At 69.5% G+C, this 11,399-nt stretch carries 7 protein-coding genes and 3 pseudogenes; 5 read left to right on the top strand and 5 right to left on the bottom strand.

The window, feature by feature from the left end:
• Positions 1-142: pseudogene (locus P1P70_RS31410) on the top strand (IS630 family transposase); the annotation flags it as partial.
• An 18-nt stretch (positions 143-160) separates the two neighbouring features.
• On the opposite strand, the gene P1P70_RS31405 reads toward P1P70_RS31410, so the two are convergent.
• Positions 161-2,245: a tetratricopeptide repeat protein gene (locus tag P1P70_RS31405; RefSeq protein ID WP_319243804.1), complete on the bottom strand. Its 2,085-nt coding sequence runs from the start codon at positions 2,243-2,245 to the stop codon at positions 161-163.
• Positions 2,246-2,490: 245 nt separating this feature from the next.
• Positions 2,491-2,626, bottom strand: a pseudogene (locus tag P1P70_RS45895) (IS1380 family transposase); the annotation flags it as partial.
• Between the two features lie 240 nt (positions 2,627-2,866).
• Here P1P70_RS45895 and P1P70_RS31400 point away from each other — a divergent pair.
• A pseudogene (locus P1P70_RS31400) lies at positions 2,867-3,613 on the top strand (IS5 family transposase).
• A gap of 11 nt (positions 3,614-3,624) precedes the next feature.
• Here the strand turns inward: P1P70_RS31400 and P1P70_RS31395 are convergent.
• The 3 genes from P1P70_RS31395 to P1P70_RS31385 form a co-directional block, all read right to left on the bottom strand.
• Positions 3,625-4,161, bottom strand: coding sequence for a hypothetical protein (locus tag P1P70_RS31395; RefSeq protein ID WP_319243802.1), 537 nt, complete (start codon positions 4,159-4,161; stop codon positions 3,625-3,627).
• A gap of 243 nt (positions 4,162-4,404) precedes the next feature.
• Positions 4,405-5,181: a hypothetical protein gene (locus P1P70_RS31390; RefSeq protein WP_319243800.1), complete on the bottom strand. Its 777-nt coding sequence runs from the start codon at positions 5,179-5,181 to the stop codon at positions 4,405-4,407.
• A gap of 150 nt (positions 5,182-5,331) precedes the next feature.
• Positions 5,332-7,011, bottom strand: coding sequence for a PucR family transcriptional regulator (locus tag P1P70_RS31385; RefSeq protein WP_319243798.1), 1,680 nt, complete (start codon positions 7,009-7,011; stop codon positions 5,332-5,334).
• A 264-nt stretch (positions 7,012-7,275) separates the two neighbouring features.
• On the opposite strand from P1P70_RS31385, the gene P1P70_RS31380 reads away from it, so the two are divergent.
• The 3 genes from P1P70_RS31380 to P1P70_RS31370 are packed head-to-tail and all read left to right on the top strand — an operon-like array spanning position 7,276 to position 11,158.
• The gene (locus P1P70_RS31380; protein ID WP_319243796.1) at positions 7,276-8,166 is read left to right on the top strand and encodes an FAD binding domain-containing protein; all 891 of its coding nucleotides are present in this window, start codon (positions 7,276-7,278) and stop codon (positions 8,164-8,166) included.
• On the top strand, positions 8,166-8,768 hold the full coding sequence (locus P1P70_RS31375) for a (2Fe-2S)-binding protein (protein WP_319243794.1): 603 nt from the start codon (positions 8,166-8,168) through the stop codon (positions 8,766-8,768). Before P1P70_RS31380 ends, P1P70_RS31375 begins: the two co-directional genes overlap by 1 nt.
• Before the next feature lie 2 nt (positions 8,769-8,770).
• Positions 8,771-11,158 (top strand): xanthine dehydrogenase family protein molybdopterin-binding subunit, encoded by a 2,388-nt coding sequence (locus tag P1P70_RS31370; protein WP_319243792.1) that lies wholly within the window; start codon positions 8,771-8,773, stop codon positions 11,156-11,158.
• Positions 11,159-11,399 lie beyond the last annotated feature (241 nt).

Raw genomic sequence — 11,399 nt, 5'->3', positions numbered from 1 at the left:
GAGCCTGCCGATGCACAGCCGGGCCCGCGACCAGGCCCAACTCGCCGCCGAGACCCGCCGATTCTTCCACCGACGCCAACGCCAGCCACACATCGTCCGAGGCTACTTCGGCGGCCCGCACGTCCGCTACATCCTCGAATAGAACCCTTTGAGTTTCGGATCAATATAGCCTCAACGCCTCATGCCACGTGAGGCGCGCTTGATCGAGGTGACCAAGGGCAGCGAAAATACTTCCAATATCTTCGAGTGTAGCGGCCTCGGCGTAGCTGTTCCCATCGGTGCGGTACATCGCTAGGGCTTGCTCAAAGTAGCGCAGGGCGCGACTGTGTGCGCTGGTCCTGAGGGCGACATATCCGAGACTATGAAGCGTATCTGCCTCTAGTGGACGGTTTCGGTGCTGACGGGCGAGAGTGAGGGCCTGATTGCAATAGTTCTGCGCTTGTTCGTAGTCGCCCAGCGTGGCGTGCGCATAACCCGCGTTGTTGAGAGCGTGCGCCACTTTCGGTGGATGGTTGAGGGATTTGTATAGTCGGAGGGCACTGAGTGAATGCTCTAAACTTTTTCGTTCGTCTCCCTGATCACCCCAAACCGCCCCGAGGCTGATGTGGGTGAGTGCCTGGCTGGGAAGGTCAGCTGTATCAGTGGCCAGGCGGAGTGCTCGCTGCAGATGATGAAAGGCCTCCGCGTACTTTCCCACGCGGGAGCAGGCATTGCCTAGTCGTCGATCAGCTTCGATCTGAGAGACGGAATCGCCTAGATGGCGGGCAGCAGCAAGTGCCACTCGCCATGCGGAAAATTGTTCCTGGGCGTGGTGACGGCGTTCACGGAAAGTGTCCAGCGCCCAGGTGAATTGATATGCCGGGAGGTACCAGCCCTCGCGGATCGTGTGATTGTGTACGGCCAGTAGGCACGGGTGTTCAGTGTCAAACCAGCGTAGAGCTGCTTCAATATCGCGCAGGTGGTACTGAAGAGACCCGCGCAGCGGATGTTCCAATTCGATCTGTGGTTCCTTGTGGGGGTACAAAATCTGCGAACCAGCGTGAGCGGTACGCAGGTAGAAGTCGACCAGCCGGCGCAACGCTGCATCGCATGCAGGCTCGCCTAGATCCTGTATGGCACGTTCGGCGGCGAATAGCCGTACCAGATCGTGCATCCGGTAGCGGCCGAGTACATGCTGATGGACCAAATGCGCTGCCGCAAGGGACCGAAGCAGCTGCCGAGCCTTTGCAGGCGTTGTCGCGGCGATAGATGCGGCGGCGTGCAGATTGATGTCTGGGCCTGGTGCGAGGGCGAGGAAGCAGAGCATGTCGGTCGCGTCGCGCCCGAGTGCCTGGAGGGAACAGGCCATCACGGCCCGTAGATCTGTACTCAATTCTCCGCCGCTCAGAGCGTCGAGCTGCTCGGCGGCGTCGCGGAGTTCGTCCGCAAGGGCCGACAAGGGAAGAGCTGGCTGGAGTGCGGCGCGCGCAGCGACGATGCTCAACGCCAATGGCAGGCCTGCACAGTAGTCCAAGAGCTCGGTGACAGCTCGCGGCTCGGCCGCGAGTCGCTCCTCACCAAGACGGCGAGACAGCAGCGTCCAATCCTCACCATTGGTGAGGACGTCAAGGTCAATCAGGTGCGCTCCGCGCGCAACCAGCCCGGTCAGGTGATTGCGGCTGGTGATCAACACGGCGCAGGTCGAAGTACCCGGCAGTAGCGGTTCGACCTGGGCTGTGTCACGGGCGTTGTCCAGCACGATCAGCATCCGTTTGCCCACGAGCAGACTGCGATACAGCGCGGCTTGCGCATCAGGATCAACGGGGATCGCACTAGGCGCTACGCCGAATGCGTCAAGGAACCCACGCACGGCCCTCTCCGCCGTCGTAGGCTCGGTGACAGGATCGAAGCCCCGGAGATTGATGTGCAGTTGACCATCAGGAAACAACTCAAGGTGCGTATGAGCCCAGCGCAGCGCCAGGCTGGTCTTCCCGACGCCACCCGTTCCGCCAATCGCCGAGATCACCACAGCCGCTGCGTCCGAATCCTCTTCCAGCGCAACGGTCAGCCGACGTAGTTCGCAGGCCCGGCCAGCAAACCCGACCGGGGCTGCAGGTAATTGCCGGGGCGTTACCGCGAGCCGTGAAACGCCGTGAACATGGATTCCGCCCGAGACTGAACTGGCCTGAACCAGACCTCCAGTGATCGTGCCCCCACTGATCTCATTGTAGTTCGCCGCTGCTGCGCCCTGCTCACGCCTATCCACCGGCACCTCGCCACTTGGCCACCACCAAGAAACACAGGGTAGCGACCGGGATGCGTAGTGTGAAAGGAGCTGGCGAGTTCTTCCGGCGCAGACCAACCTCGAAGTTTCGCGAGGGTCCGCCGACGGAGTCGGTGGACCGCTTTCGTGCCGAGGGCGGAGGCTGTGCAGGCCCAGGGAGCTGAGTGCCGCCTCTGGGGGCGCCGGGCTCCACTGTTCCGGGTTGAGCCGCTGTCGTAGGGGCTGGGCTCGAGAGCTGTGGTGATGCGGCTGGTCCAGGGCCAGCGCCGGGCCAGGCGGATGATCCGCCGACGGCCGGTGGTCAGGTTGTCTGGTCGTGGTGAATAGTCGTGGCCGTAGTCGGCGGGGTTCCCACAGCCGTCCGTGAGCCGCAACTGAGCTACAGGGGGAGGCCGTTCCTTCCTGACAATCAGCCGCCCGGTCGGGCGCCGCGGCCCTCAGGGAACTGCGAAGCCGGATGTCCCTGGGTGGTGCGATGCTCTGGCTCCGCAGCATCGCACCACCCGTGATCCGAACTCCAGACAGAACCTTGAAGACCACGGTCTGCGGGCTGAAAGGCTTAAGACACCGTTTCTTATGGCGTGATCGCTCGTTGAACCGTGCATGACGGACCTGGTTGAGCGGCTGGTGCCAGAGGAGTTGTGGGTGCTGTTCCGGCGGGTGGTGCCGCCGATAGAGGTGAAGCGTCCGCAGGGCGGGGGTCGGCGGCGGGCGGGTGACCGCGAAGCGCTCGCTGCGATCATCTTCGTGGCCACATCGGGATGCGCCTGGCGGCAGCTGCCGCCGGTGTTCGGCCCCGCCTGGCCCACGGTCTACCGCCGGTTCGCCCAGTGGAGCCGGGACCGGGTCTGGGCCCGGCTCCACCGCGTGATCCTGGACGAACTCGGAGCGCGGGGTGAGCTGGACTGGTCGCGGTGCGCGATCGACTCCGTCAGTCTGCGGGCCGCAAAAGGGGGCCATTGACGGGACCGAATCCGACCGACCGTGGCAAGTTGGGATCGAAGATCCATCTGATCACCGACCGGAACGGACTGCCGTTGTCCCTGGGTATCTCCGGCGCGAACATGCACGACAGCCTGGGCCTGGAACCTCTCGTCCGCGGCATCCCGCCCATCCGGTCCCGCCGCGGGCCCCGGCGCCGGAAGCCGGCGAAACCGCCACCGCATCGCCCGCAAGGGCGTCGAGTCCTCACAGCGACTGGGCAGGCATTGTTGGGTGGTCGAAAGAACCGTGTCCTGGCTGGCAGGCTGCCGAAGGCTCCACCGTCGCTACGAACGCAAGGTCGAGCACTTCCTCGCCTTCGTCGGCATAGCCGCAACCCTCATCGGCTATCGACGACTCGCAGGCTGAGGCGCCGACTACTACCCGAGGACCTGTTCCGCCACCTGGCGATACTGCTTCGACCAGTCTTCCGTCAGTGCCCACAGAGCAGGTAGGCCGTCCTTCCGGAGCCGGTCCTCCGCCTCCCGCTGGCAAGTCACCTCGAAGCGGGCCAGGCTGTCGAAGGAGCCGATACGGACCACGGACGGCCAGGCTGCCGCCGCCTCCGAGGCGAAGCCCAGCGTCTGCACTGCCACGATGTTCTGCTGCTTCGGCCTGGTCAGCACCACCGTGCCGAACACTAGACGCGTCCAGCCTCCAACGAAGGCATGACCCGGGAGCCCTGCCGGGTACCTGGCATCTAGGGACCAGCTCTCGGCAAACGCAGAACCGAGCAAGTCGTCGTCGAGTTCCTGGCCATCAAGAAATGCCCTGATGCTCTCCACTCCCGCCATGATCGAGGCGTAGGCGTCGAACAGGCTTGACCGCTCGGTCAGCACCTCCATGGCCCCGCCCAGCCGGATGGTTGCGGCGCAACACAGCGCTTCTCCAACGGCGTCAAACGTCTCGTCCACCATCCTCCCGACCGTTTGCCCGACCCCCAACGGGAGGCACCCTCAGGCACGATAACCGCAAAAGCGCCATAAGAAACGAGGTCTAACGGCGCTGCGGCATGAAAGGCACGGGGCGCAGCCCCTGCTTTTTCAGGGGCGCGGGGAACTGCGCGACCACCCCCCAGACACACGCACCCGACTACGCACCGCCACGCACCCGCACTCGACGTACCCGCCCGCACCCCTCGCCGGTCACGCCACGGCCCGTCACGCCGTCGCCGCCGGCGGTGGGGCCAACTGCCGTGCCAGCCACGTCGGTACACCCCCCAGCAGTCGGAACAACCGCCCCGCTTCCTCTCGCAGTCGCGACGCCTCCGGCTCGGACTCCGTCTCGGCGAGGGAGACGAGCGCCGGGGCGGTGCCCACGAGGTAGCCCAACTCCTCCCGGATGCGGAGGGATTCGGCGAAGCCGTGCCGCGCCTCGGCCAACTCGCCCTCCCGCAGGGCGAGTCCGGCGAGATGGCGCCAGGTGAAGGACTGCAGGAGCAGGTCGTCATGGGCCGTGGCGCCGGCATGGGCCCGGCGGTAGGCAGCGCGCGCGGACTGCGGGGAACGGGCGAGGTTCTCCGCGATGAGGCCCCGGCGGAAGTCGAGCAGGGCCCGGCCGGGCGCGCCGGGGGCGATCAGGGCCGCCGCCCGGCCGAGCGCGGCCCGCGCCTCGTCGGAGCGGTCCCGGACCCCGAGCAGCGTGGCCGCGTACGCCAGTTGGCCGCGCTCGCAGGCCGCCGCGCCGCGCTCGTCGTCGGTGCGGGCCTGCGCCTCGGCCGTGCGCAGCGCGTCCTCGGCGTCCTCCCAGCCCTGCTCGGTGTAGAGACAGCGCTCGACGAGCAGCGCGGTGCGCTGGAGCGAGGCCCGTGGACCGTCGGGCTCGATCAGGGCGGCGGCGTCGACCCAGCAGGCGCGTGAGCGCAGCCGCCATACCGCGGTCTGGAGTGGATCGTCACCGGCTGTCGTTCCGTCACCAGACATGGCGGTATGCGCCACGTTGCCCTCCCCGAGCACGTCCTTGAGCTTTGAGTGGTGGCGGCATCTCAGCACGAATCACGGGGCCCGGCCAAGGGGGTGGGTGAAGGAATTCACAAAGTCATGGGGTGCGGACGGCGCACTTCGATCTTCGTCCACCACCCCCTGACCTCAGCTCATGCGCAGGGCCAGGAAGAAGTCCAGTTTGTCCTCCAGCCGGGAGAGGTCCCGGCCCGTCAACTGCTCGATGCGGCCCACCCGGTACCGCAGCGTGTTGACGTGCAGATGGAGGCGGGCGGCGCAGCGCGTCCAGGAGCCGTCGCACTCCAGGAACGCCTCCAGGGTGGGGATCAGCTCGGCGCGGTGCCGACGGTCGTAGTCGCGCAGCGGGTCCAGGAGCCTGGCCGTGAAGGCGCGGCGCACGTCGTCGGGGACGAAGGGGAGCAGCAGGACGTGCGAGGCCAGTTCCTGGTGGCCGGCCGCGCACACCCGGCCGGAGCGGGCCGCCGCCACCCGCCGGGCGTGCCGGGCCTCCTCCAGGGCGCCGCGCAGCCCCTCGGCGGAGTGCACGGCCGCGCTGACGCCCAGGGTGAGCCGGCCGTCGTCGTCGAGACCGGCGCCCAGCGGGCCGCGTACGGCCGCGAGGAGGACGTCGGCGTGGATGCCGGACTCGGAGCCGTCGTGCTCGGAGGAGACCGCCGGGAGAGGGACCAGGGCGATGGCCTCCTCACCCGAGTGGGCGACGGCGATGCGGTCGGACGGCTCGGGGCCCGTGGACAGCGGATCGACGAGGATCTCCTCCAGGAGCGCCTGGGTGACCGGGCCGCTGTCGACCTCGCCGCCCTCCCACTCCACCCGGGCCACGACGACCTGCCAGTGCGGCGCCGCCCCGAGGCCGGGCAGCAGCACCGGCGCGGCCACCCGCAGCCGGGCCGCGATCTCGGCCGGGGCCGCCCCCGCCTGCACCAGCTCCAGGACCTCCTGCGCGAGCCGGCGCCGTACCGTACGGGCCGCGTCGCGGCGGTCGCGCTCGACCGCGATCAGCTGGGTGACGCCGTGCAGCAGGTCGAGCCGTTCGGCGGGCCAGTCCCCGGCGTCGGCCTCGACCGCGAGGAGCCAGTCCGACAGCAGCGTCTCGCGCACGTCGCGGGCGGCGCCGGAGCCCGGGCCCCGGCCGGTGCCGCTGATCGGGAAGAGCGAGTACGTGGTGGTGCCGACGGCCACGCGGTGCGGTCCGCGCCGTCCGGTGCGCGTCGCCGCCAGGTGCTCGGCGGACAGCCGCGCGCGCAACTCGGCGGGGAGGGCCCCTCCGGCGTCCTCGGGGCCCGCGACGAGCCGGCCGGCGGGGGAGAGCACCCAGGCGCGCAGGTCCAGGTCGGAGCCGAGCAGGTCCAGGACGACGTCCGGGCCGCCGCCCGCCGGGCCGGAGGTCATCATCCGGCGGTGCCGGTCCACCACGGCCGCCAGGTCGCCCGCGCGCTCGCCGGAGACCTGCCGTACGACGTGCTCGGTGATGGTCGCGAAGGCCACCGACTCGTTGACCGCGAAGAGCGGCAGCCGGTGGCGGGCACAGGCCACGACGAGGTCCTCGGGGATGGCGCCCAGCTCGGCCTCCCCGGCGGCCAGCGCGGTGACGCCGGCGCCGACCAGGAGCCGTACGAAGGGTTCCGAGTCGGCGGCGTCGCGGCGCCAGGCGAGGCCCGTCAGTACCAGCTCGCCGCCGGAGAGGTAGCGGCTGGGGTCCCTGAGGTCGGTGGTCATCACACCGCGCACGGCGCGGTCCAGCTCGTCCTCACCGCCGAGCAGCCTGAGGCCCAGCGCGTCGGTGTCCAGCAGTGCGCGCAGGCGCATTCTCGTCGCCGCCGTTCCTGTGTCGAGAACAAGGATGTTTCCAGGGGAATGCCTAGAGGTTGCAGAGGGCCTCCGTTCATACGAATCTACAAGATGCGGGCCCTGGCCAGCCAACTCCTTCATGGTTTCCGTGACTGACCGGGGTGGAGAAGGGCGCTGTGTACTGAGTCCCGGAACACGTGAACAGCACACGGACGAGCCGGGCCCGCCGCACACGATCTGGCTCAAACAGAACGACTCGAGACGAAGAAGAGAGCCGGTCAGATGGACTTCCTTCGCCCCGCCAGCTGGGAGGAGGCGCTCGCCGCGAAGGCCGAGCACCCCACCGCTGTGCCGATCGCCGGCGGCACCGACGTGATGGTCGAGATCAACTTCGACCACCGTCGGCCCGAGTACCTGCTCGACCTGAACCGCGTCGGCGAGCTCTCCGAGTGGGAGGTCGGCGAGGAAACGGTCCGCCTCGGCGCGTCCGTGCCGTACACCCGGATCATGGAGAACCTCCGTACCGAGCTGCCCGGCCTCGCGCTGGCCTCGCACACGGTCGCCTCCCCGCAGATCCGCAACCGCGGCGGCGTCGGCGGCAACCTCGGGACCGCCTCCCCGGCCGGCGACGCCCACCCGGCCCTCCTCGCGGCGGGCGCCCAGGTCGAGGCCGAGTCCGTACGGGGCTCCCGGCTCATCCCCATCGACGACTTCTACACCGGCGTCAAGCGCAACGCCCTCGCGCCGGACGAGCTGATCCGCGCCGTCCACATCGACAGGGCCGACGGGCCGCAGCAGTACTCGAAGGTCGGCACCCGCAACGCCATGGTCATCGCCGTGTGCGCCTTCGGGCTCGCCCTGCACCCGTCGTCGCGCACCGTCCGGACCGGAATCGGCTCGGCCGCGCCCACCCCGATCCGGGCCCGGGTGGCCGAGGAGTTCCTGAACGCGGCGCTCGACGAGGGCGGCTTCTGGGACAACGGCCGGATCATCACCCCGTCGGTCGCCAAGCAGTTCGCGGACCTGTGCGCCGGCGCCTGCAACCCGATCGACGACGTACGCGGCACCGCGAGCTACCGCCGTCACGCGGTCGGCGTCATGGCCCGCCGCACGCTCATGTGGACCTGGGAGTCCTACCGCGGCACCGCCGCCCACACGGAGGGAGTCGCGTAATGCGCGTCAGTTTCACGGTCAACGGCCGTCCGCAGGAAGCCGACGACGTGTGGGAGGGCGAGTCCCTGCTGTACGTGCTGCGGGAGCGGATGGGACTGCCCGGCTCCAAGAACGCCTGCGAGCAGGGCGAGTGCGGCTCCTGCACCGTCCGCCTCGACGGCGTGCCGGTGTGCTCGTGCCTGGTCGCCGCCGGACAGGTGGAGGGCCGCGAGGTCGTCACGGTGGAGGGGCTCGCGGACTTCGCCAAGCAGCGGGCGGAGAAGGGTGGTTGCGCGTCCGGTGCGTGCGGTTCGCCCACGGAGGGCGGGACCTCGCTCGACGAGGCCAGGCAGTGGGCGGCCCGGGGCACCGACTCGCAGACCGGCGAGGGCGGTGAACTGTCCCCGATCCAGCAGGCGTTCATCGACGCCGGAGCCGTCCAGTGCGGCTTCTGCACCCCGGGTCTCCTCGTCGCCGCCGACGAGATGCTGGAACGCACCCCGAACCCGAGCGACGCGGACATCCGTGAGGCGCTGTCGGGCAACCTGTGCCGCTGCACCGGCTACGAGAAGATCATGGACGCGGTCCGCCTGGCCGCCGCCCGGCAGTCCGAAGGGGTCTGACCATGGGAACCACCGGCCTGCCCACCAACCTGACCCAGGGCTCCCGCACCAAGGGCGGCATCGGCGAGTCCACGCTCCGCCCGGACGGCACCCTCAAGGTCACCGGCGAGTTCGCGTACTCCTCCGACATGTGGCACGAGGACATGCTCTGGGGCCAGATCCTGCGCTCCACGGTCGCCCACGCCGAGATCGTCTCCATCGACACCGCCGAGGCCCTCGCCACCCCCGGCGTGTACGCCGTGATGACGTACGACGACCTCCCGACCGACGTCCGGAACTACGGCCTGGAGATCCAGGACACCCCGGTCCTCGCCCACGGCAAGGTCCGCCACCACGGCGAGCCCGTCGCGATCGTCGCCGCCGACCACCCGGAGACCGCGCGCCGCGCCGCCGCCAAGATCAAGGTGGAGTACCGCGAACTGCCGGTCGTCACCGACGAGGCCTCCGCGACCGCGCCGGACGCCGTCCTCGTCCACGAGGGCCGCGACGATCACCACCTCGCGCACGTCGCGCACCCGAACATCGTCCACCGCCAGCCGATCATCCGCGGCGACGTGGCGGCGGCCCGGACGCGCGCGGACGTGATCGTCGAGGGCGAGTACGTCTTCGGCATGCAGGACCAGGCCTTCCTCGGCCCCGAGTCCGGCCTCGCCGTACCCGCCGAGGACGGCGGTGTCGACCTCTACATCGCCACCCAGTGGCTCCACTCCGACCTGCGCCAGATCGCACCCGTGCTCGGCCTGCCCGAGGACAAGATCAGGATGACCCTGGCCGGGGTCGGCGGTGCCTTCGGCGGCCGCGAGGACCTGTCGATGCAGATCCACGCCTGCCTGCTCGCCCTGCGCACCGGCAAACCGGTCAAGATCGTCTACAACCGCTTCGAGTCCTTCTTCGGGCACGTCCACCGCCACCCCGCCAAGCTGTACTACGAGCACGGGGCCACGCGCGACGGCAAGCTCACCCACCTCAAGGCCCGCATCGTCCTGGACGGCGGTGCCTACGCCTCCGCCTCCCCGGCCGTCGTCGGCAACGCCGCCTCGCTCGGCGCGGGCCCGTACGTCATCGAGGACGTCGACATCGAGGCCGTCGCCCTCTACACCAACAACCCGCCCTGCGGGGCGATGCGCGGCTTCGGCGCGGTCCAGGCGTGCTTCGCCTACGAGGCGCAGATGGACAAGCTGGCCGCGAAGCTCGGCATGGACCCGGTGGAGCTGCGGCAGATCAACGCCATGGAGCAGGGCACCCTCCTGCCCACCGGCCAGGCCGTCGACTCCCCGGCCCCGGTCGCCGAACTCCTGCGCCGCGTCAAGGCGATGCCCCTGCCGCCGGAGCAGCAGTGGCTCACGGCGGGCGAGGCGGCCGACGTACGACAGCTGCCGGGCGGCCTCTCCAACACCACCCACGGCGAGGGTGTCGTCCGGGGCGTCGGCTATGCGGTCGGCATCAAGAACGTCGGTTTCTCCGAGGGCTTCGACGACTACTCGACCGCGCGGGTCCGTATGGAGGTCGTCGGCGGCGAACCCGTCGCCACCGTCCACACGGCCATGGCGGAGGTCGGCCAGGGCGGCATCACCGTCCACGCGCAGATCGCCCGCACGGAGCTGGGCGTCGCCCAGGTGACGATCAACCCCGCCGACACGCAGGTGGGTTCGGCGGGCTCGACCTCCGCGTCCCGGCAGACGTACGTCACGGGCGGCGCGGTGAAGAACAGCTGCGAGCTGGTGCGGGAGAAGGTGCTGGAGCTGGGCCGCCGGAAGTTCGGCACGTACCACCCTGCCTGGGCCACGGCCGAGCTGCTGCTGGAGGGCGGCAAGGTCGTCACCGACGCGGGTGAGGTCCTGGCCGACCTGGTGGACGTCCTCGGGGACGAGGCCGTCGAGGTCGAGGCGGAGTGGCGGCACCGGCCGACCGAGCCGTTCGACCTGCGCACCGGGCAGGGCTTCGGGCACGTCCAGTACTCCTTCGCCGCGCACCGGGCGGTCGTCGAGGTCGACACCGAGCTGGGCATGGTCAAGGTCGTCGAACTGGCCTGCGCGCAGGACGTCGGCAAGGCGCTCAACCCGCTGTCCGTGGTGGGCCAGATCCAGGGTGGTACGACCCAGGGGCTGGGCATCGCGGTGATGGAGGAGATCGTCGTCGACCCGAAGACCGCGAAGGTGCGCAATCCGTCCTTCACGGACTACCTCATCCCCACGATTCTCGACACGCCGACCATCCCTGTCGACGTGCTCGAACTCGCCGACGATCACGCGCCGTACGGGTTGCGTGGCGTCGGGGAGGCGCCGACCCTGTCGTCGACCCCGGCCGTCCTCGCGGCGATTCGCTCCGCGACGGGGCTGGAGTTGAACCGGACGCCGGTACGGCCGGAGCATCTGACCGGTACGGCGTAGTTGGCTGCCGGGCGCCTATGAGCTCGGGTGGGGCGGTTCGTTGGGCGGGCGCGGGTGCGTGGGGCTTCTCGCGCAGTTCCCCGCGCCCCTGAAAAGCAGGGGCTGCGCCCCGTGCTTTTCATCCCGCCCGACCGTCGCCTTTCAAGCCCGCAGTTCCGTCGCTTTTCAGGCCCGCAGGGCCTGGGCTTTTAGGGGCGCGGGGAACTGCGCGAGAAGCCCCACGCACCCGCACCCGACAACG

Origin of the sequence: Streptomyces sp. MB09-02B, assembly GCF_033794485.1 — a bacterium.
Taxonomy (GTDB): domain Bacteria; phylum Actinomycetota; class Actinomycetes; order Streptomycetales; family Streptomycetaceae; genus Streptomyces.
Note: the sequence above shows the minus strand (reverse complement) of the source record. Positions and strands in the feature narration are given on the sequence as shown.